Here is a 21,756-nt window from a genome sequence, read left to right on the forward strand (position 1 = left end):
ACTCCCGAAAAAAACGCGCGTGGCCGGCGCGGTGGCCCGCACCGGCCGCGCGACGGCGGCCAGCGACAACGTCATGCGTTCCACCACACGTTCTCGGCGAACATGAAGCCCATCATCCCGCCGGTCGGGATCGAACCGAGGCCCGCGAGCCGCTTGTCGTATCCGTCGAGGAAGCTGATGAACGCCGGAATGCCGACCCGGCCCTGCTGCGACACGATCGCCTGCATGTCGCCGTACATCTGCTTGCGCTTCGCGTCGTCGGTTTCCGAGCGCGCGGCGAGCAGCAACTGGTCGAACTTCGCGTTCTTCCAGCCCGATTCGTTCCACGGCGCATCCGACTTGAAGAACTGCGTGAACAGCACGTCGGCGCTCGAGCGCGGGTTGATGTTGCCGAAGGTGAGCGGGTGCTTCATCCAGTGGTTCGACCAGTAGCCGTCGGGCGACGCGCGGTTGACCTGCAGGTTCAGGCCGATCTTCTGGCCGGCCTGCTGCAGCAGCACGGCCATTTCGATCGACCCGTTCGCGTCGGAGGTCGCATAGAGCGGCGGCAGCGTGGCGCCGAGCGCACCGGCTTTCTGGAACAGGAATTTCGCCTTGTCCGGGTCGTGCGGCCGCTGCGGCAGCGATGCGTTGAAGTAGCGATGGCCCGGCGGAATCGGCTGGTCGTTGCCGATCACCGAGTAGCCGCGAAACACCGCCGAGCGGATCTGCTCGCGATCGAACAGGTACTTCATCCCTTCGACGAAATCGGGATTCGCGACGATCGGGTTGTCGCTGCGCGCGATCAGGTCGGTATAGAGGCCCGACTTGGTTTCCCTCAGCGCGTAGCCCGGCGTCGACGAGACCCGCTGCGTCGAACGCGGATCGATCGCGTTGATCAGGTGCACGTCGCCCGACAGCAGCGCGTTCAGGCGCGCGGCGCTGTCGCTGATGCCGATCAGCTCGATCTCGTCGAGATACGGCCTGCCCGGCTTGAAGTAGCTGTCGTTGCGCACGCCGACGGTCGATACGCCCGGCTTGAACGATTTCAGCTTGTACGGGCCGCAGCCGATGCCGGTCGAGAAGTCGGTCGTGCCGTCCTTGACGATCACGAGCTGCGGCGTCGCGAGGATCACCGGCAGATCGGCGTTCGCGCTCGCGAGCGTCAGCGTGACTTCGTCGGGGCCGGTCGCCTTCGCGTCGGCGAACTGCTCGGCGAGCGGCTTGACCTTCGACGCGGTGGCCGGGTTCTTGTGGCGCATCAGCGAATACACCACGTCGGCCGGGCCGACCGGCTTGCCGTCGTGGAACGTGACGCCCTTGCGCAGCTTGATGACCCAGGTCTTCGCATCGGTCGTCTGCAGCGACTCGGCGAGGTTCATCTGCGGCGTCAGGCTCGCATCGAGCTGTGTGAGGCCGCTGTAGAACATGAAGAAGCGCGTGTAGTCCGCGCCCGTCGAGCCCTTGGCCGGGTCGAGCGTATCGGCCGTCGAGCCGGATTCGTTCGCGACCCGGATCTTGCCGCCGCGCTTCGGCGCGGGCGCGGCGAATGCCGAGCCGGGGGTCGTCAGCAGTCCGCCGGCACCGGCAGCCATCATGCCGCCCGCCGCCATGACCTTCATCATGTCGCGGCGCGTGAAGCCGCCCTTGCCGCCATTGTCGATATCGTCGCTCATCCGAACTGCTCCTGACTGTGGAAAGTGGGTCCAAGGGTCCAGCGTGGTTGTTCAATCTCGCCGCGCCCGCTTGCTGGTGGCGGGCGCGGCGTCGTTCACATGCAATTCATTTAAGCATCGCCAAAATGCGGTTTGTCGCGATTCGGGCGGCCCTCACAATACGAATCGACCGTTTTGAGCCGCCCGCGCAGCATGAATTGCTGCGTGCGTGCACGTGTCGACGTGTGCCCGGCGGCGTGTCGCGGCGGCTGGCCAACCCGTGTCGATGCAGGAAATCGTAAGGCCGCCGCCGCAGCAGATTGCGCCGACAAAATTGCCCGTTCGGCATCCGGCGCGCGTTTGGCTCACGCAAACCGCACGTTTGTGTCGAATGCGTGTGCGCCTGCCCACGACGGCCGAAACGAGCGGCACGTTGCGGCAGATCGCCGCATGCACGGGCGTCGACGGTGGGGATCGCGACGGGACGTCGCGCAGGAAAGTTCGGAAGAATGCCGCTCGGGCGGAACGGCTTGGCGGGAAGACGGGAAGATGACGGGACTGCCGGGAAAGCGGGCTCGTGCAGCCGTCAGGCGCGGGCACCCGCGTGCCGCGACGCGGGCGTCACCGGCATGTCGACGCGCACGCCAGCCGGCCGCGGCGCGGCGCCCGGGAGGCCGGACGATGCGCCGGCCGCGGGCGGACGGCGCGAAGCCGTCACGCGGCGAGCCGGAATACCGATACGGCGGCCCGCAGGCGCGCCGCCTGCTCGTCCAGCGACGAGGCGGCCGCAGCAGCCTGCTCGACGAGCGCGGCGTTCTGCTGGGTGACTTCGTCCATTTGCGCGACCGCCAGCCCGATCTGTTCGATGCCGGTGCTTTGCTCGGCCGATGCCGCCGAAATCTCGCCCATGATGTCGGCCACCCGGTCGATCGACCGGACGATCTCCGTCATCCGCTCGCCGGCCGTCTCGACCAGCCGGCTGCCGCTACCGGCCCGCTCGACCGACGCGTCGATCAATCCCTTGATGTCCTTCGCGGCCGCGGCGCTGCGTTGCGCGAGCGAGCGGACCTCCGACGCGACGACGGCGAACCCGCGCCCCTCCTCGCCGGCCCGTGCGGCTTCCACCGCCGCGTTGAGCGCGAGAATGTTGGTCTGGAAGGCGATGCTTTCGATCACGACGGTAATGTCGGCGATCCGCACCGACCCGTCCGAAATCTGTCGCATCGTTTCGACGACCGCCTGCACGGCGGCGCCGCCGAGCTCGGTCGCATCCTTCGCCTGGGCCACGAGCGCATTCGCCTGGCGCGCGTTATCGGCGTTCTGTTTGACCGTGGACGTGATCTGCTCCATGCTCGCCGCCGTTTCCTGCAGCGACGCGGCCTGCTGCTCCGTGCGCTGCGACAGATCCAGGTTGCCTTGCGCGATCTCGCCGGTGCCGGTGGCAATCGAGTGGGTCGTGGTCTGGATCTCGGCGATGGTGTCGGTCAGTCGCGCCTTCATGTCGCCCAGCGCGACGAGCAGGCTGCCGGGCGCGGCGTGCGCCGTATCGAACTGCACGTCCAGTTCGCCGGCGGCGATGCGCGCGGCGATCTGCGTCGCATGCGCGGGCTCGCCGCCCAGCGTGCGCCTGACGCTGCGCAACACGCCCCATGCGATGGCCGCGAGCGCTGCGGCGATGACGAGCGCGACGGCGCCGAGCACCATCGCGAGCCGGGCAAACGCCGCGTTGATGTCGTCGTAGAAAAATCCGGTGCCGATCCACCAGTTCCAGTCCGGAATCGCGACCACGCCCTGCAGCTTCGGCTCCAGGTCCGCGTCGGGGCTGCGCTTGATCAGCACGTCGACGAGCGCGAAATGCGCCTGCGCCATCCCCGCGCGGTACGCCTCGCTGTCGGTCAGGCCGCTGGTCGTGCGGTTGCCTTTCGCGCGCGTGCCGATGAACTTCGCGTTCGGGTGCACGAGGTTGACGCCGTCGGACGTCGTGACCCAGAAATAGCTCTTCGAATTCGCGTTGAGCGCCGACAGCGCCGCCTTGGCTTGCTGCTGCGCCTGCTCCTGCGTCAGCGTGCCGCTCGCCTGCATCGCGCGATACGAATCGACCAGATGCTCGGCCTTGGTCAGCAGAATGACGATCTCTTCGCGGCGGCTGTCGATCAACGCGTCGCGCAGCGTGTGCAGCGACAACGCGGCGAGCAGCACGACGCCGAGCAACGCCGCGGCGACGAGCACCAGCAGTTTGGTGGACAACTTCATGCGAGGGCCTCGAAATATTAACCGTTCGGTACATATATCGGCCCGGGCGGCCCAGCCTTGAACGGCTCAATATCGGTAATTACCCTCGTTTCGTCCGCTGATCGAACGCGTGACGGGACGCGCCGGCCTCGCGGCCGCGCCCCGTCGCTCGATGGATCTGCCGGCGCAGGCGGCTTACAGCCCGAGCTGCGTCGCGAGCTGGCCGATGTCCGACACTTCGTAATAGTTGTAGAACGGCGTGCCCGGCTCGTGGCCGCGGTTCACGAACGCCTTGTGCTTGATACCGAGATCCTCGGCCGTCATCAGGTCGTAGCGCAGGCTCGACGACACGTGCAGCACGTCCTCCGGCTTGCAGCCCAGCTTGTCGAACATGTATTCGAAGCCCTGCATCCGCGGCTTGTACGATTGCGCCTGCTGCGCGGTGAACACGGCGTGGAACGGCGCGCCGAGCTTGTCGACGTTGCTCATGATCTGGTCGTCCATCGCGTTCGACAGGATCACCAGCTTGTACTTCGACGCCAGCCGCGACAGCCCTGCCGGCACGTCCGGGTGCGGGCCCCAGGTCGGCACCGCATGATAGAAGCGCTCGGCCTCGGCTTCGTCGAACTTCACGCCGAGCCGCGCGCAGGTGCGGCGGACCGCGTTGACCACGACGTCGCGGTACGGCTTCCACGCGCCGAGCACCTCGTCGAGCCGATAGGCGGCGAACGCGCGCACGAATGCCTCCATCGCGGCCAGCGACAGCCGGTCCGCATAGATTTCGCGCGCCGTCTCGGCCATCCGGAAATGGGTCAGCGTGCCGTAGCAGTCGAAGGTGATGTACTTCGGTTCAAACTGGATCATGGTGACGTCCTGTCGGTGTGAAGCCCCGGCAGGGCCGGGGATGGCTGGGTTCAACGAAATTGAATCAGGGCAAAAAGTCGTTCGCGCGTCGTTCCGCGCCGCTCAAAACGCAGAATCGCCGCGTGTTGCCCGCCACATGCAGCACGATCTGCGGCGCGATCGGGCGCGGCGGGGCCGGCCGAGGGGCGCCTCGCTACCGCAGCGGGCTCGCCTGCCGGTGCGGCGCTTCGGCAGGCGGCGGCTGCGGCTGTGGCGTGCTTCATCGTAGTGGCATTCCACAGCACATGTGACCGGATCGACGTGCCGCGCCGGCACGATCCGCGCGTTCGTTCGCGCCGATCGCGCCGGTTTGCATCGATCTCGCGGGCACGCCCGCCGCCGCCGGAAAACAGGCGAATCGTCCTATCCGTGCCGCCACCGCGCTGGCAGAGTGAACGGATCGTTCCCACCCATCCGGAGTCCGGCGTGTCCGACCTCAATCCTTCCCGCACGCTCATCTATCGCCCGTTCGCCGAATCCGACCTGCCTGCCGCCCATCGACTGTCGGAGGCGGTCAAGTGGCCGCATCGGCTCGACGACTGGCGCTTCGCGTTCCAGCTCGGCAGCGGCTTCGTCGCCGAAGACGAAACCGGCGTCGTCGGTACCGCGCTCGGCTGGCGCTTCGGCGAATCGCACGCGTCGCTCGGCATGGTCATCGTGTCGCCCGAACGCCAGGGTTGCGGCATCGGGCGCGAGCTGATGACCCGCGTCGTCGACAGCCTCGGCACGCGGACCATTTTTCTGCATGCGACGCCGGCGGGCGAGCCTCTGTACGCGAAATTCGGCTTCGACGCGATCGATACGATCGATCAGCATCAGGGCGCGGCCTTCCAGCCTCCGCTGATCTCGCTGCCGCCCGGCGAGCGCCTGCGCCCGCTCGGCACCAACGACGGGCCGCGCCTCGCCGCGCTCGCGTCGCGCGCGGCCGGCTACGAACGCGGCGCGGTGATCGAGGCGCTGCTCGACGTCGCGAACGGGATCGCGCTCGATCGCGACGGCGAGCTGCTCGGCTTCGCGCTGTTCCGCCGGTTCGGCCGCGGCCACGTGATCGGCCCGGTGATCGCGCCGGATGCGCTGCGCGCGCAAGCGCTGATCAGCCACTGGCTCGCGCTGCACGAGGGCATGTTCGTGCGGCTCGACGTACCGGGCGACAGCGGGCTGTCCGACTGGCTGCAGGGGCTCGGGCTGCCGCGCGTCGACACCGTCGTCGCGATGGCGCGCGGCGCGACGCCCGAACGCAACCCGGCGCTGCGCGCGTTCGCGATCGTGAACCAGGCGCTCGGCTGAGCGGAGCGCACGATGAGCTTTCTCTACAAGGCCGACCCTGTGCGCGGCGCGCAGTGGGCGGCGCGCTTCGCGCAACAGGCGCCGGACCTGCCGTTCCGGATCTGGCCGGACCTCGGCGACGCCGAAGCCGTCCGCTATCTCGCCGCATGGCAGCCGCCGGACGATCCGGTCGCGCTGCTGCCGAATCTCGAAGTCGTGTTCTCGGTCGGCGCCGGCATCGACCAGTTCGACCTGTCGCGCGTGCCGCCGCACATCCCCGTCGTGCGGATGATCGAACCAGGTATCGTCGAAGGGATGGTCGAATACGTGACGCAGGCCGTACTGACGATCCATCGCGACCTGTTCGACTATGCGGCCCAGCAGCGCGACCAGGTGTGGCGCGAGCATCCCGTGCGCGCGGCCGCGTCGCGACGCGTCGGCGTGCTCGGGCTCGGCACGCTCGGCCAGGCTGTGCTCGACACGCTGCGGCGCTTCGGTTTCCCGTGCGCCGGCTGGAGCCGCACGCCGCGCACGCTCGACGGCGTCGACTGCTATGCAGGCGATGCGGCGCTCGATGCGTTTCTCGCCCGCACCGACATCCTGATCTGCCTGCTGCCGCTTACCGACAGCACGCGCGGGCTGCTCGGCGCGCGCGTGTTCGACGCGCTGCCGGCCGGCGCATCGCTCGTGCAGGTCGGGCGCGGGCCGCAACTCGATGAAGCCGCACTGCTCGCGGCGCTCGCGAGCGGCCGCGTCGACAGCGCGATCCTCGACGTGACGGATCCCGAACCGCTGCCGGCCGGCCATCCGTTCTGGACGCATCCGCGCATTCGCATCACGCCGCACATCGCCAGCGCGACGCGGCCCGACACCGCGGTCGACGCCGTGCTCGCGAACCTCGCTCGCCATCGCGCGGGCCAGCCGATGATCGGCGTCGTCGATCGCGCGCGCGGCTACTGACGGGCACGCCCGGCCCTGTCGGGCGCGCAGCAGAAAATGCCGAAGCGCCCCGCACAAACGCCGCGCGCATACGTTTCGAGCCGCAAATTGAAGACACGGTCGGATTTCTCGCCCGGTAGCATGAACTCACCGCTGACACCTGACGAGAGTCCTGCCTTCCCATGAACCAAGCCGCGCTGATCGAAGCCGATCGTCAACACCTGATCCATCCCGTCGTCAACTACCGTGCGCACGAGGCGCGCGGCGTCACCGTGCTGGAATCCGCGGACGGCGTGTTCCTGCGCGACGCCGCGGGCCACACGCTGCTCGACGCGTTCTCGGGCCTGTGGTGCGTGAACGTCGGCTACGGCCGCGACAGCATCGTGAAAGCCGCCGCCGACCAGATGGCGAAGCTGCCCTACGCGACCGGTTATTTCCATTTCGGCTCGCAGCCGGCGATCGAACTCGCCGAACGCCTCGCCGCGCTCGCGCCGCCGTCGCTGAACCGCGTGTACTTCACGCTCGGCGGCTCGGATGCGATCGACTCGGCGGTGCGTTTCATCACGCATTATTTCAACGCGACCGGCCGCCCGTCGAAGAAGCAGATGATCGCGCTGGAACGCGGCTATCACGGCTCGTCGTCGATCGGCGCCGGCCTCACCGCGCTGCCGGCGTTCCACCGCCACTTCGACCTGCCGCGCGCAGACCAGCACCATATTCCGTCGCCGTACCCGTACCGCCATCCGCTCGGCGACGATCCGCAGGCGCTGATCGCCGCGTCGGTCGCCGCGCTCGAAGCGAAGGTCGCCGAACTCGGCGCGGACAACGTCGCCGCATTCTTCTGCGAACCGGTGCAGGGTTCCGGCGGCGTGATCGTGCCGCCGGCCGGCTGGCTGAAAGCGATGCGCGACGCGTGCCGGCGCCTCGGCATCCTGTTCGTCGCCGACGAGGTGATCACCGGCTTCGGCCGCACGGGCCCGCTGTTCGCATGCGAGGCCGAACAGGTCGACCCGGACCTGATGACCGTCGCGAAGGGCCTGACCGCCGGCTATGCGCCGATGGGCGCGGTGCTGATGTCCGACGAAATCTACGAAGGGATCGCGGGCGAGCGCGCCGATTCGCCCGTGGTCGGCCACGGCCATACGTATTCCGCGCACCCGGTCAGCGCGGCGATCGGCCTCGAGGTGCTGAAGCTCTATCACGAAGGCGGGCTGCTCGCGAACGGCCAGGCGATGGCGCCGCGCTTCGCCGCGGGGCTCGACGCGCTGCGCGCGCATCCGCTCGTCGGCGACGCACGCTCGGTCGGCCTGCTCGGCGCACTCGAACTCGTGACCGACAAGGCCCGCAAGACGCGCTTCGACGCGGCGCTGAACGTGCCGGACAAGATCGCGGCCGCCGCGTACGCGAACGGCGTGGTGTTTCGCGCGTTCGGCGACGGCGTGCTCGGCTTCGCGCCGGCACTGAGCTTCACCGCGGGCGAGTTCGACCTGCTGTTCGAACGCGTGCGCAAGACGCTCGACGACGTGCTGGCCGACGCGGGCGTGCAGCGCGCGCTCGACGCCGCGCACGCGCAGCCGGCCTGACAGGCCAAGGGAAAGCCGGGCTTGTGGCCGCCATCGTTCGACTCTAAAGTAACCGGACATTCCATTTTTGCCCTTTCACGTGAACATGACGGACAGCAAGCTGGATCGCATCGACCTGCGCATCCTTTCCCAGTTGCAGAAGCGCGGCCGCATGACCAACGTCGAGTTGGCCGATGCGGTCGGGCTGTCGCCCAGTCCATGCCTGATCCGCGTGAAGCGGCTCGAGAAGGCCGGCTACATCGGCGGCTACGGCGCGCACATCCAGCTCGAGAAACTCGGCGACGTGCAGGTCGTGTTTACCGAGGTCACGCTGGCCGACCATCGGCGCGAGGATTTCGACCGCTTCGTCGCGGCGATCCGCAACGTCGACGAGATCGTCGAATGCCACCTCGCGAGCGGCGGCTACGACTATCTGCTGAAGTTCATCACGCGCAGCGTGAGCCATTACCAGACGATCGTCGAAGGGCTGCTCGAGCAGAACATCGGCATCGAGAAGTATTTCAGTTACGTGATCATCAAGTCGCCGTTCGTCAAACGGCACTACCCGCTCGAATCGCTGTTCGGCGAACGTCACTGACACCCGGCGTGCGTCGCTCCGTCACGCGGCAGCCGGCTGTCCGCGTGGGCGGGGTCGCGCCCGCCGCGCGTCGCCAGCGTCGCCGAACCGCTTCACTCAAGGAACTGTCATGCCGCTTACGCTGTCCCGAACCGAACTCGTTCGCACCGCCAACCTGATCGACGGCGTCTGGCGCGATGCGCTCGACGGCCGCCGCTTCGCCGTCACCGATCCGGCCACGCTGGAGACCGTTGCCCACGCACCCGACAGCGGCGCCGCCGACGCCCGCGCGGCGACCGACGCCGCGGCACGCGCGCTGCCCGCGTGGCGCGCGACGCCCGCGCGCGAACGCGCCGCGATCCTGCGTGCATGGCATGCGGCGATCGTCGCGCACACCGACGATCTGGCGAAGCTGATCTCGCGCGAACAAGGCAAGCCGCTTGCCGAAGCGCGCGGCGAAGTCGCGTACGGCGCGTCGTACGTACTGTGGTTCGCGGAGGAAGCGACGCGCACGTACGGTGACCTGATCCCGCAGCAGCAGCGCGGCAAGCGGCTGAGCGCGGTGAAGGAGCCGATCGGCATCGTCGCCGCGATCACGCCGTGGAATTTCCCGCTCGCGATGATCGCGCGCAAGATCGCGCCCGCGTTCGCGGCCGGCTGCACGGTCGTGGCGAAGCCGGCTGAGGACACGCCGCTGACCGCGCTCGCGCTCGCGTTTCTCGCGCAGGAAGCCGGCGTGCCGCCCGGCGTGCTGAACCTGATTACCGCGTCGCGCGAACGCGGCATCGACGCCGCGGCCGACTGGCTCGCCGACAGCCGCGTGCGCAAGATCACGTTCACCGGCTCGACGTCCGTCGGCAAGCTGCTCGCGCGCGAATCGGCGGCGACGTTGAAGAAGCTGTCGCTCGAACTCGGCGGCAATGCGCCGTTCATCGTGTTCGACGACGCCGAGCTCGATGCCGCGGTCGACGGGCTGATGGCCGCCAAGTTCCGCAACGGCGGGCAGACGTGCGTGTCGCCGAATCGCGTGTACGTGCAGGCCGGCGTCTACGACGCGTTCGCCGCGAAGCTCGCCGCGCGCGTCGCCGCGCTGAAGGTCGCGCCGGCGACCGACCCGGCCGCGCAGATCGGCCCGATGATCAACGCGCGTGCGGTCGACAAGATCGCGCGTCACGTCGGCGACGCCGTCGAGCGCGGCGCACGCGTGCTGACGGGCGGCAAGCGCCTGAGCGAACTCGGGCCGAACTATTACGCGCCGACGGTGCTCGCCGACGCCACTCGCGACATGCAGCTGACCTGCGAGGAAACCTTCGGCCCGGTCGCCGCGCTGTTTCGCTTCGACTCCGAGGAAGAAGCCGTCGACGCCGCGAACGACACGCCGTTCGGGCTCGCCGCGTATTTCTACACGCAGGACGTGCGGCGCATCGCGCGCGTGTCGGCGCGGCTGGAGACTGGCATCGTCGGGATCAACGAAGGCGCGCTCGCGAGCGAGGCGGCGCCGTTCGGCGGCGTGAAGGAATCGGGCTATGGTCGCGAAGGCTCGCGCTATGGGCTCGACGATTATCTGTCGATCAAGTATCTGTGTCAGGGCGGGCTCGACTGAACCGGCGTCGCCGCGTGTTCGATTTCCCGTTGCGCTTTCCGCACCCGCTGGCCTGTCCTTGCGGGTGCGGGCGCCGCGAAGCGGGCGGCGCGGGCGTCATGTCGAATCATGCGTGCCCGACGCGCCGTCCCGTCGCCCGCGGCGGCCCCGCATTCGCTGCCCCGGGTAAAAACGCATTGCCGACCGGAGTTTGTGTGCGCATCGTCGGCGGACGCTTCGTCCACGGCTCCACCCGCCATGCATTCCGCTCCGCTGCCGAAGATGTCACGCCACGGGTCGCCTTCGCCGTGCTGGCGGTCAAGGCCATTACATTTTTTCCTTCATACCCGAATTGATCAGCCACCAGTTAACGGGATAGCTGGTGGCGAACCCTGCCAGCATCGCGAGCTGCATGGCGAACCAGAATTCGGGGCTCGCAACTTTCGCGATACCCCCGTAAGCCGGCTTGAACCACAGGAACTGGATGATGGCCATAAAGCCGTACATGCCTACCTGCCAGGCAGTAATCGACGCGATATCGGCTCTGACGGCCGCCATCAAACCTGCACCTACCGAAAGCCCGCGCATCGGTTTGATCGTGAAGTACTGAAAAACGATGCCGAACAGAAAGGCGGCGATGAAATCGGGGATCCAGACGGCAAACGTTTTTTCATTAAATACCGTGTGCCAACCGAACCAGACTGCCAAGGCGGGGAAGGCAAAAGCCGACCACTCGACAATGATGTCTCCGAGCGTACAGCCCGCGCCGCAATGACTCGTACCCTTCATCACCATCGCGACGAACGGCTGTTCGTCGGCGTCGTGTCCCGAGTCAGCGACATTCCGTCCCCACACGTAGTAGGCGGCAACCCATAAGACCGTCCCGAACAACGCCGTCAGGGGCCAGACGACGTTCATGATCCACATCTTCTGAGGATGCCGAACTTCGTCAGCGACGATTGCAACGGCACAGACCGCACCCAAAATGATCCAGGTGGCCGATAGCGTATGCAGCCAAGGTGGAAAGGCTCCGTAAATCATCAATATTCCTGCTGGCGAGTCCAATGCCAGACACGCAGCAAGGCACGTTCCGTTCACAGGGGGAAGTTTTCCGTCGTTAGGGCGGCCGATTCACTTGGCCGAGTGTCGTCTCTTGGCCGACTGCTGTCGGACGTGTTCGGCCGTAGCCGACCCTGAACGGCCCTTCAGATTTATCCAAAGCGGCCAATCGTTGTGACCTGCGGTTGGATTTTGTAGCCACGCTCGACGAGTATCTTGGCCTCGGCGCGACTGCGGAATCATTCCCGATTAAATCGCTTCTCCCGCAGCGTGCCGTTGGAACCTTCAACGGAGTCGTTCTGCCAAGGGCGGCAAGAACGGACACAGCGCGTATGATTTGGTCTTCAAAAAAACCATCCAAGGAGAGAGGAATGAATCCGGAACAAGCCCGAGCCGAAGAAACCCAGGCGATGGAGCGCATGGTGGCCGCCACGCTGCGCGTGCAGAGTACGTTCGCCTCGATGCAGAAGCAATTTCCGCCGCAAGGCAGCGGCGAGCCTTCGCCGTTCGCGCTGCAAACCTTTGATGCCGCCCTGCAGGAACTTGAAGACGCACAGGCCGCGTTCGATGCGCTGCTGAACGATCTGATCGACGGTAACCGCTAAAGGCTACGCTCTTAACGCCCTAATGTACGGCCCGGATTGTCGACGATTGGCGTGTGGTTGTCGAACGGCCGCTCGTGGCCGCATGCCGCCCGACGCGTTTAGCTATAACCGTCCCGCAGAAGACGCGAGCCATTCCCGAAACCGGCTTTGAGACCGCTTGACGCCCCCGGCTCGACCTTCCTCCCTACCGCCTGCACAACGCCTGAGCCAGCGCGTCCCCCGCAGCCAGAATGTGCGCGGACAGAGCCGCACACGCTGCGTCCACATCCCCATCACGTATTGCCCGAACGATGTTCCGATGCTCGTCGTTCGAGCGATCCTGCCAGTCCAGTTGCTGCCACGTCGCATACAAATGCCGTGCGCTGGCCCGATGCATGTCGCCAATCGCAGCGACGAGCCGCGGCATCCCGCACCGCGCGGTCAATGCGCGATGAAACCTCAGATTCAGCGTACCCAGCACGGCTATGCCACGCGCCGCCGCCTCCTGATCGAGGATCGCATCGAGTTCCTCCAGCGCACGTGCGTCGAGAGCGGGCATCGCCTCGCGCAGCGCCAGCGCCTCGAAAGCGGCACGCATCTTTGCCATCTCAAGCACGTCCGCCGGCTCGAGCGGCGCCGCCCGCACGCCTCGTCGCGGTTCCACCACCGCCAACCCCTGCGCTTCCAGCCGTCTGAACGCCTCGCGCACCGGCACATGGCTCGCGCCGAACTCTGCCGCGATGTGGTCCTGACGCAGCCACTCCCCCGGCGCGATGACGCCCGAGATGATGCGGTCCGCCAATGCGGCAGCGATCCGATCGGCCAGCGAGCGATCGTCCTTGACTTCAACCTTCATGCCGACCACCATGTATATATTATCTATTAAATTGTAACAAGATCGGAGGCTCGATGCGCCACCACCGTCCTGTGCGTCTGCAGCACATTGCCGGCATCGGCGTCGATCGCATGGGCTCGATCGCCGATCGTGCCGACGTCGACCTCTTGCGACTCGAAAATCTCGATACCGACATCCCACCCACTTCGGAAGCGCTCGCCTTCACCCGGGACGCAATCCAGCGGGACTCGGCCAATTCATATTTGCCCTTCGTCGGCCAGGATCGGCTACGCGCGAGCTCTGCCGCCCACGTGTCGGCGCTTTCGGGGCAGCGCTTCACGGCCGACCAGGTGGTGGTGTCGGCCGGCGGACTCTCCGGCATTCTGAATACGCTGCTCGCCACCGTCGAGACCGGCGACGAAGTCATCGTCACCGATCCGACGTACGCGGGTCTGCTGAACCGCGTCCGCCTTGCGGGCGGTGTGCCCCGGCAAGTCCCGTTCGCCTTCACGCCGGGCGGCGAATGGAAGCTGGACCGGGCCGCGCTACGGGCAGCGATCGGTCCGAAAACGCGGGCCATGCTGCTGATGTCTCCGTCGATGCCGTCGGGCGGCTTCTTCGATGCGTCCGACTGGCAACTGATCGCGAGCTTGTGTGTGCAGAACGATCTGCTGCTGATCCTCGACAGCGCGATGGAACGGCTGCTCTTCGATGGACGCACGGTCATCCATCCCGCCGGCCTGCCCGGCATGGCCGAGCGTACGGTCACGGTGGGCGCCGCGTCGAAGGAGCTGCGCATGATTGGCTGGCGAGTCGGCTGGATCGTCGCGCCGGAATGGCTGATTCCGGATCTTGTGGCCGTGTCGCTCGCCAATGTCGTGGTGCCGGTCGGCATAGCTCAGGAGGCCGCGGCGGTTGCGCTCGAGCATTCCACATCCGATCTGCCTGGCTACGTGAGCGAACTCGAGAGGCGGCGGGATACCGTCGCCGCCGAACTGTCGGGACTCCCGTTCGGCATGCCGGCGGGGGGCTGGTCGATGCTGCTGCGCGTGTCCGATTTCGGCCTGACCGGATCGCAGATGTCGGAGCGGTTGCTGAACCACGGCGTGTGTGCGACGGCCATGACCGGATGGGGCGTTGCACACGGCGAGCAGTACGTCCGATTCGTGTTCTCGAACGAACCGGTCGAGCGGTTACGCACGCTCGGGGACAAGGTGCGCTTCGCACTGGAAGGTTGACGGCCGCCCACGAGAAAGCCGAGTCGCGTGCAAGGCCTCGCCGGTTGGAGGCCTCCGGCATTCCGTCCGTGATGGTCGAACGAACTCAAACGAGATCAATCCACGTCGCGTGACGCATCCGGCGCCGGGGCGGCACGATATCGCAGCCCCGGCCGGACGTAACGTCGCGCGAACGCCCTACCGCCCCGCCGGCGGTCGCAGAATATCGCGCGGAATCGACGCGATCAGCACGCAGCTGATCAGCAGACAAGCGCCCAGCGCATAGGTCCCGTTGTTGATGTCGCCGGTCATCTGCTTGGCGACGCCGGTGATCATCGAGCCCGTGAAGCCGGACAGGTTGCCCACCGAATTGATCAACGCAATGCCGGCGGCCGCGGCCGTGCCGGACAGGATCTGCCCCGGGAAGGTCCAGTAGATCGGCATCAGCGCGAGAATGCCGCACGTGGCAATGGTCAGGAATACGATCGACAGCGCCACGTTCTGCGCAAACGCCGCGCTCAGGATCAGGAAGACGCCGCCGATCAGCGCGGGAATCGCCGCATGCAGGCGGCGTTCGCCGGTCTTGCGCGAGTGCGACGCGTTCCACACCATCGCGAAGATCGCCGTCAGGTACGGAATGGCCGTCAGCACGCCGATGTGCAGCGGGCTGTGCACGCCCGACGCGCGAATGATCGACGGCAGCCAGAAAGCCAGCCCGTAGAAGCCGGTATTGAACGTCAGCAGGATGAAGGTGAGCAGCCACACGCGCGGGCTGCGCAGCGCGGCGCCGATGCTGTGCGACTTGTGCGCGGCCTCGGATTCGAGGTTGCGCGACAGCACCGCCTTTTCGTCGGCGGACAGCCACTTCGCCGACTGCGGGCCGTCGCCGAGGCAGGCCAGCACGACGAACGCCACCACGATCGACGGCAGCCCTTCGAGCAGCAGCATCCATTGCCAGCCGCTCATGCCCGACAGGCCGTGCGTCTGCTCCATCAGCCAGCCGGACACCACGCTGCCGAGCGTCAGGCTCAGCGGGATCGCGACCAGGAAGCCCGACATCGCCACGCTCTGGCGGCGCGCCGGGAACCAGTAGTTCATATAAAGGATGACGCCCGGGAAAAACCCGGCTTCGCACAGCCCCAGCAGGAAGCGCAGCGTGTAGAACATCGTGGTCGTCTGCACGTGGAAGAACTGCGCGAGCGGCACGATGAACGCCATCGACGACGACACGATGCCCCACGTGATCATGATCCGCGCGATCCAGAAGCGCGCGCCGTAGCGGTGCAGCAGCAGGTTGCTGGGCATCTCGAACAGGAAATAGCCCCAGAAGAAGATGCTGGCGCCGAGCGCATAGACGCCGTCGCTCAGGTTCAGGTCGTCCAGCATCTGCAGCTTCGCGAAGCCCACGTTGACGCGGTCCAGGTAAGCCACGACGTAGCAGAGCAGCAGCAACGGCAGGATGCGCCGCATGACCTTGCGGTAAAGGGCGTCTTCGGACGAGTCGGCCGCGGCCGGTGCGGCAGCGGCCTGCGTAATGGATGGCATCGGTCTGTCTCCTGATTGTGTAGATCTTCTTCGTACCGTCGCGTGCGCCTTGCGCATCGATGTTACCGATAACATCCGGTGGCAAAAAAAAGCCGACGAGGCGACGGGAGCGATCGGCAAGTTGATACCGGTAACAAAGACTGAAGGTAGCACGCTGCGATACGCGCGTACAAGTGCCGCCGAACGCGTGGTTTCCCTAGTACGGACCTCACCGCGACGAGCACGCCGCGGCCAGCCTGCACGGTACGCCGCCCCGGTATGATGTAGCCTTTCCGGCTTTCTCCCGATCGCGATTCCGATGCCCAGTCCCACCGCCGTCCGGCCCGCCGGGCCGCCCCGCATGTCCGACGTAGCGCGCCTCGCCGGCGTATCGAAGATGACGGTGTCGCGCGTGCTCGCTGGCCACAGCGTGGCCGCCGAGACGCGCGCACGGGTTTGCGAGGCCATCGAGCAGCTCGGCTACGTGGCGGATGCTGCCGCCGGTGCGCTGTCGTCGGGGCGATCGGAATTCGTCGCGGTGCTGGTGCCGTCGCTGTCGAGTTCCAACTTCTCGGACACCGTGCGCGGGCTGACCGATGCGCTCGAGCCGCACGGACTCCAGTTGCTGCTCGGCGACACCGACTACGACCTGGAACGCGAAGAACGGCTCGTCCGGTCGATGCTGCGACACCAGCCGCGCTGCATTGCGCTGACGGGGTCGCAGCACACCGAGGCGACACGCAAGGTATTGGAGCGCTCGGCGATTCCGGTGGTCGAGATGTGGGACCTGCCCACGCGCCCGATCGACACCGCCGTCGGCTTCTCGAACGTGCGCGCCGCCCGTGCGATGGTGCGCCACCTGGCCGAGCGTGGCTATCGGCGCATCGGCTTTCTGGTCGGCGCGAGCGAACTGGATCGCCGCGGCCTGGACCGGCTCAAGGGCTACCAGGCGGAGATCAAGGCGCTGGGCCTGGGCGAACCGCGCGTCGTGCGGCTCGGCGAATCGCCGATCACGATGAGCCACGGCGGCCCCGCAATGGCAGCGCTGCTGGAGCAATGGCCGGATACCGACGCGGTGATGTGCGTGAGCGACATGTCGGCATTCGGCGCGATCATGGAGTGCCACCGGCGCGGGCTCGCCGTGCCCGCCGACATCGCCGTGGCCGGCTTCGGGAACTTCGAAGTGGCGACATGCTGCCACCCGACCATCACCACCGTGTCGGTCGACGCGTACGGCATCGGGCTGCGCACCGGCGAAGCGTTGCTGGCGGCGCTCCAGGCGCGTGACGGCGGCGAGCGGACCGACGCGAAAAGCATCCGTATCGACTACACGATCATCCCGCGGGAAAGCGCCTGACGAGCCGACGGCCGCGCGCATCCCAACGCGCGACGCGCGCGGCTTCGTACCGACCCCCTGCCCCACTCCTTCGCCACGCGCGCACGAAATCCCTTCCGCTACGCAAAAAACCCGTGCTAACATCCAGGCGATGTTACCGGTACCATCCGGCACGCAAAATGAGAAAGGCCCCTTAGGAGACAGCCTGCCATGTCACAAATCCCTCGCCGCTTGCGCAGCCAGGAATGGTTCGACGATCCCGCGCACGCCGACATGACCGCGCTCTATGTCGAGCGCTTCATGAACTACGGGTTGACGCGCGAGGAACTGCAGTCGGGCCGCCCTGTCATCGGCATCGCGCAGACGGGCAGCGATCTCGCGCCGTGCAACCGCCATCACATCGAGCTGGCCGAACGCACCAAGGCCGGCATTCGCGACGCGGGCGGCATTCCGATGGAGTTCCCCGTGCATCCGCTGGCCGAGCAGAGCCGCCGGCCCACGGCCGCGCTCGATCGCAATCTCGCCTACCTCGGGCTGGTGGAAGTGCTGCACGGTTTTCCGCTGGACGGTGTGGTGCTGACGACCGGCTGCGACAAGACCACGCCGGCCTGCCTGATGGCGGCCGCGACCGTCGACATGCCCGCGATCGTGCTGTCGGGCGGCCCGATGCTCGACGGCTGGCACGAGGGCAAGCGGGTCGGCTCCGGCACGGTGATCTGGCATGCGCGCAACCTGCTCGCCGCAGGCGAGATCGACTACGAAGGCTTCATGCAGCTGACCACGGCTTCGTCGCCGTCGATCGGCCACTGCAATACCATGGGCACCGCGCTGTCGATGAACAGTCTGGCCGAGGCGCTGGGCATGTCGCTGCCCGGTTGCGCGAGCATTCCCGCCGCCTATCGCGAGCGCGGCCAGATGGCTTACGCCACCGGCAAGCGCGCGGTCGAACTCGTTCGCGAAGACCTGCGCCCGTCGGCGATCATGACGCGCGCGGCGTTCGAGAATGCGATCGTCGTCGCGTCGGCGCTCGGCGCGTCGACCAACTGCCCGCCGCATCTGATCGCCATCGCACGCCACATGGGCGTCGAGCTGAGCCTGGACGACTGGCAGCGCTTCGGTGAAGCCGTGCCGCTGCTCGTGAACTGCATGCCGGCCGGCGAATACCTCGGGGAGAGCTTCCACCGCGCCGGCGGGGTGCCGGCCGTGCTGCGCCAACTCGATGCGGCGGGGCTGCTGCGGCGCGACTGCCTGACCGTATCGGGCCGCGCGATCGGCGAGATCGCCGACACCGCGCAGGACGCCGACCGCGACGTGATCCGTACGCCCGACGCGCCGCTCAAGCACGGCGCCGGCTTCATGGTGCTGTCGGGCAACTTCTTCGACAGCGCGATCATGAAGATGTCGGTGGTGGGTGACGCGTTCCGCCGGACCTACCTTGCCGAACCGGGCGCGGAGAATACGTTCGAGGCGCGCGCGATCGTGTTCGACGGCCCCGAGGACTACCACGCGCGCATCGACGATCCCGCGCTGAACATCGACGAGCGCTGCATCCTCGTGATCCGCGGCTGCGGCACGGTCGGCTACCCGGGCAGTTCGGAAGTCGTGAACATGGCGCCACCTGCCGAGCTGGTGAAACGCGGCGTCACGTCGTTGCCGTGCATGGGCGACGGACGCCAGAGCGGCACGTCGGCCAGCCCGTCGATCCTGAACATGTCGCCGGAAGCCGCGGTGGGCGGCGGCCTCGCGCTGCTGCGCACGAACGACCGCGTGCGCGTGGACCTGAATCGCCGCAGCGTCGACGTGCTCGTCGACGAGGACGAACTCGCGCGCCGTCGCGAGACCGCAAGCTTCACCGTGCCGCAGGCGCAAACGCCGTGGCAGGAACTCTATCGCCGGTTCGTCGGCCAGTTGTCCACCGGCGGCTGCCTCGAACCGGCCACGCTGTACCTGAAGGTCATCGAGCAGCGCGGCAACCCGCGCCATTCGCACTGACTCCATCGCCCCCGACTCTTGCCGAGCTGACCATGCGTACTCCTTCCGTTTCCGACTGCCTGCCGCACGACCTCGCCCACGCGCTGCTGATCGGCCGCGTCTGGCGGCACGACGGCGCCCACGCGGGCCCGAGCGTCGTCGCCGTGCGCGGCGGCGAAGTGTTCGACATCACGCGCACCGTGCCGACCACCGCGGACCTGTTCGACCGCCGCGATGCGCTCGCCATCGCACGCACCGCGTCCGGCGATTCGCTCGGCCGCGTCGAGCCGCTGTTGCAGGCGGCGCTGGACGGCACACCCGGCGCCACGCACCTGCTCGCGCCGTGCGACGTGCAGGCCATCAAGGCGTGCGGCGTCACCTTTGCGGTCAGCCTGATCGAGCGCGTGATCGAGGAACAGGCCGGCGGCGATCCGGCCAAAGCGGCGGAGGTACGCGACACCATCGCCTCGACCATCGGCACCGATCTATCGAAGATCGTGCCGGGCTCGGAAGCCGCGCTGCGCCTGAAGGCGGAACTCGAGCGCCGCGGCGCGTGGTCGCAATACATGGAAGTGGGCATCGGCCCGGATGCCGAGGTGTTCTCCAAGTCGCAGCCGATGTCCGCGGTCGGCTTCGGCGCGGACGTGGGGCTGCTGCCCGTGTCGGCGTGGAACAACCCGGAGCCGGAAATCGTGCTGGCGGTCGCCAGCGACGGCCGGCCGGTGGGCGCGACGCTCGGCAACGACGTGAACCTGCGCGACGTCGAAGGCCGTTCGGCGCTGCTGCTCGGCAAATGCAAGGACAACAACGGCTCGTGCGCGATCGGCCCGTTCGTGCGGCTGTTCGACGACGGCTTCACGCTCGACAGCGTGCGGGAATGCAGCGTGTCGCTGCGTGTCGAAGGCGCGGACGACGGCTTCGTCCTCGACGGCATCAGCCACATGCGCGAGATCAGCCGCGACCCGGCGGACCTCGTCGCGCAGACCTGCGGCGCGCATCACCAGTATCCGGACGGATTCATGCTGTTCCTCGGCACGATGTTCTCGCCGATCCAGGATCGCGACGCGCCGGGCGGCGGATTCACGCATCACCTCGGCGATCGCGTCACCATCTCCACGCCCGCGCTCGGCGCACTCGTCAACACCGTGCGGCTTTGCACGGAGATCGCGCCGTGGACCTTCGGCGTGCGTGCGCTGTATGCGAATCTGGCCGCGCGCGGGCTGCTTGCCGAGTGAAAGTGGGACACGCGGCGACATGAAGCCCCTGCGCGAACGACATCGACTGATCGTAGGCGAAGCGATATGAAGTGGTCGTTCGCGCAGGCACGCACGCAGCCGGCCTTCACTGCGCGACCTGAACACTCGCCGAGCCGGAACGGCCGCCGCAAGCGGGGCCGCCAGCCGATTCCGCAACCCCATGGTCTTTCCGGCGGCGATCAGCGGGTTCGGAGGGCACGATTCGTCCCACCAGCGCCTCGTCGGCTGCGACAATACCGCGGCTGAGTCAATTCGAGGTGTCGATGGAACTGAGGCAACTGCGCTATTTCGTCTGCGTCGTGGAACACGGCAGCATGGGCAAGGCCGCGCTCGAACTGGGCGTGGTGACGTCCGCACTGAGCCAGCAGATCAGCCGGCTCGAGAGCGAGCTGTCCACGCGCCTGCTGCAACGCACCTCAACGGGCGTCGTTCCGACGGACGCCGGTCTTGCATTCTGGAGACAAGCGCAACTCGCGTTGCGCCACGTCGACGATGCGGCGCTGGCCGCGCGTCAGGCGCGCCTGTCGGGGCACGTCAGCGTCGGGCTTGCGCCCAGTACGACCGGCGTACTCGGTCTCGCGTTCATGCAGGCGATGCGACAGCGCTATCCGGATGTCCGGCTGCGCATGGTCGAGAGCCTGTCGGGCTATCTCGGCGCGATGCTGAGTGCGCGGCAAATCGACCTGGCGATCCTGTTTCGTGAAGAACCCGCGCAGCGCTGGAGCGTGATGCCGTTGCTCGACGAGCATCTGTTCGTGATCGGCGCGCCCGGCCTGCCGGGCATGCCCGGCGGGCCGCACGTGCACCTGGCGAACCTCGGCGCCGTGCCGCTGATCCTGCCGAGCGGTCCGCACGGCCTGCGCGCGTTGCTGGATGTCGCCTTCGCCCGCACCGGCTTCATCCCGCGCATTGCCGCCGAAGTCGACGGCCTCGCGATGTTGATGGATGCGGTGCGCGGCGGGCTCGGTGCGACCATTCAACCGGGCGCGGCGCTCGCGCGGTTCGAGAACGCGGCGCTCGCGAGCGTCCCGGTCGCGGACGCCCAGGCGACGCGGCCGAACCTGATCGCAAGCGTCTCCGACGACGAGTTGTCGCCCGCCGGGCTCGCGGCGCGGGTCGTCCTCGCCGACGTGGCGCGCGAGATCGTCGCGGCAGGCGGGTGGCCCGGCGCCACGCTGCGCGAGCCGCCTCTTCACAAAAACTGAAGACGTGTTGCCGGCTCCCTGATGGCGGCAGGCGAGGCCGATCCGTAGAGTGCGTCTCAAAGGAGACAACTCAG

The 21,756-nt window shown here is 67.4% G+C and carries 18 protein-coding genes; 12 read left to right on the top strand and 6 right to left on the bottom strand.

From position 1 onward, the window contains the following. Positions 1-71: 71 nt before the first annotated feature. The 3 genes from WT24_RS17325 to WT24_RS17335 form a co-directional block, all read right to left on the bottom strand. Positions 72-1,655: an ABC transporter substrate-binding protein gene (locus WT24_RS17325; RefSeq protein WP_060035132.1), complete on the bottom strand. Its 1,584-nt coding sequence runs from the start codon at positions 1,653-1,655 to the stop codon at positions 72-74. 693 nt (positions 1,656-2,348) lie between these two features. After that, positions 2,349-3,887 carry a methyl-accepting chemotaxis protein gene (locus tag WT24_RS17330; protein ID WP_060035134.1) on the bottom strand — a complete coding sequence of 513 codons (1,539 nt, stop codon included), beginning with the start codon at positions 3,885-3,887 and terminating at the stop codon, positions 2,349-2,351. A 174-nt stretch (positions 3,888-4,061) separates the two neighbouring features. Beyond that, positions 4,062-4,730: a haloacid dehalogenase type II gene (locus WT24_RS17335; RefSeq protein WP_060035136.1), complete on the bottom strand. Its 669-nt coding sequence runs from the start codon at positions 4,728-4,730 to the stop codon at positions 4,062-4,064. Positions 4,731-5,195: 465 nt separating this feature from the next. Between WT24_RS17335 and WT24_RS17340 the strand changes: the two genes are divergently transcribed. The 6 genes from WT24_RS17340 to WT24_RS34445 all read left to right on the top strand — a co-directional run bounded on the left by WT24_RS17340 (position 5,196) and on the right by WT24_RS34445 (position 11,051). Next, the gene (locus tag WT24_RS17340) at positions 5,196-6,056 is read left to right on the top strand and encodes a GNAT family N-acetyltransferase (protein ID WP_059794380.1); all 861 of its coding nucleotides are present in this window, start codon (positions 5,196-5,198) and stop codon (positions 6,054-6,056) included. 12 nt (positions 6,057-6,068) lie between these two features. Further along, complete coding sequence (locus WT24_RS17345) at positions 6,069-6,995, top strand: glyoxylate/hydroxypyruvate reductase A (protein ID WP_059794383.1); 927 nt, start codon at positions 6,069-6,071, stop codon at positions 6,993-6,995. 161 nt (positions 6,996-7,156) lie between these two features. Then, a complete protein-coding gene (locus WT24_RS17350; RefSeq protein WP_060035139.1) occupies positions 7,157-8,557 on the top strand; it encodes an aspartate aminotransferase family protein in 1,401 nt (466 codons plus the stop codon). A gap of 85 nt (positions 8,558-8,642) precedes the next feature. After that, complete coding sequence (locus WT24_RS17355) at positions 8,643-9,134, top strand: Lrp/AsnC family transcriptional regulator (RefSeq protein ID WP_006749694.1); 492 nt, start codon at positions 8,643-8,645, stop codon at positions 9,132-9,134. Positions 9,135-9,243: 109 nt separating this feature from the next. Next, a complete protein-coding gene (locus WT24_RS17360; protein WP_060035141.1) occupies positions 9,244-10,716 on the top strand; it encodes an NAD-dependent succinate-semialdehyde dehydrogenase in 1,473 nt (490 codons plus the stop codon). A 14-nt stretch (positions 10,717-10,730) separates the two neighbouring features. Then, on the top strand, positions 10,731-11,051 hold the full coding sequence (locus tag WT24_RS34445) for a hypothetical protein (RefSeq protein ID WP_156441826.1): 321 nt from the start codon (positions 10,731-10,733) through the stop codon (positions 11,049-11,051). Here WT24_RS34445 and WT24_RS17365 read toward each other — a convergent pair. After that, positions 11,023-11,736, bottom strand: coding sequence for a DUF4396 domain-containing protein (locus WT24_RS17365; protein WP_060035143.1), 714 nt, complete (start codon positions 11,734-11,736; stop codon positions 11,023-11,025). The genes WT24_RS34445 and WT24_RS17365 overlap by 29 nt on opposite strands. A gap of 389 nt (positions 11,737-12,125) precedes the next feature. On the opposite strand from WT24_RS17365, the gene WT24_RS17370 reads away from it, so the two are divergent. Next, complete coding sequence (locus WT24_RS17370; RefSeq protein WP_011549124.1) at positions 12,126-12,359, top strand: hypothetical protein; 234 nt, start codon at positions 12,126-12,128, stop codon at positions 12,357-12,359. A 184-nt stretch (positions 12,360-12,543) separates the two neighbouring features. Here WT24_RS17370 and WT24_RS17375 read toward each other — a convergent pair whose 3' ends face one another. Beyond that, the gene (locus tag WT24_RS17375) at positions 12,544-13,194 is read right to left on the bottom strand and encodes a GntR family transcriptional regulator (protein WP_257127506.1); all 651 of its coding nucleotides are present in this window, start codon (positions 13,192-13,194) and stop codon (positions 12,544-12,546) included. 53 nt (positions 13,195-13,247) lie between these two features. Here WT24_RS17375 and WT24_RS17380 point away from each other — a divergent pair, with 53 nt between their 5' ends. Beyond that, on the top strand, positions 13,248-14,411 hold the full coding sequence (locus WT24_RS17380) for a pyridoxal phosphate-dependent aminotransferase (RefSeq protein ID WP_060035147.1): 1,164 nt from the start codon (positions 13,248-13,250) through the stop codon (positions 14,409-14,411). A gap of 177 nt (positions 14,412-14,588) precedes the next feature. On the opposite strand, the gene WT24_RS17385 is transcribed toward WT24_RS17380, so the two are convergent. Continuing rightward, a complete protein-coding gene (locus tag WT24_RS17385) occupies positions 14,589-15,935 on the bottom strand; it encodes an MFS transporter (RefSeq protein ID WP_059794416.1) in 1,347 nt (448 codons plus the stop codon). Positions 15,936-16,233: 298 nt separating this feature from the next. Between WT24_RS17385 and WT24_RS17390 the strand changes: the two genes are divergently transcribed. The 4 genes from WT24_RS17390 (at position 16,234) to WT24_RS17405 (ending at position 21,682) form a co-directional block, all read left to right on the top strand. After that, positions 16,234-17,271, top strand: coding sequence for a LacI family DNA-binding transcriptional regulator (locus WT24_RS17390; RefSeq protein WP_082741971.1), 1,038 nt, complete (start codon positions 16,234-16,236; stop codon positions 17,269-17,271). A gap of 189 nt (positions 17,272-17,460) precedes the next feature. Next, a complete protein-coding gene (locus WT24_RS17395) occupies positions 17,461-19,242 on the top strand; it encodes an IlvD/Edd family dehydratase (RefSeq protein WP_059506212.1) in 1,782 nt (593 codons plus the stop codon). Positions 19,243-19,274: 32 nt separating this feature from the next. Further along, positions 19,275-20,456: a fumarylacetoacetate hydrolase family protein gene (locus WT24_RS17400; RefSeq protein ID WP_060035149.1), complete on the top strand. Its 1,182-nt coding sequence runs from the start codon at positions 19,275-19,277 to the stop codon at positions 20,454-20,456. A 284-nt stretch (positions 20,457-20,740) separates the two neighbouring features. Beyond that, on the top strand, positions 20,741-21,682 hold the full coding sequence (locus tag WT24_RS17405) for a LysR family transcriptional regulator (protein WP_059506215.1): 942 nt from the start codon (positions 20,741-20,743) through the stop codon (positions 21,680-21,682). The last annotated feature ends 74 nt before the right edge of the window (positions 21,683-21,756 follow it).

Source organism: Burkholderia sp. MSMB1078WGS, assembly GCF_001528895.1.
Taxonomy (GTDB): Bacteria; Pseudomonadota; Gammaproteobacteria; order Burkholderiales; family Burkholderiaceae; genus Burkholderia.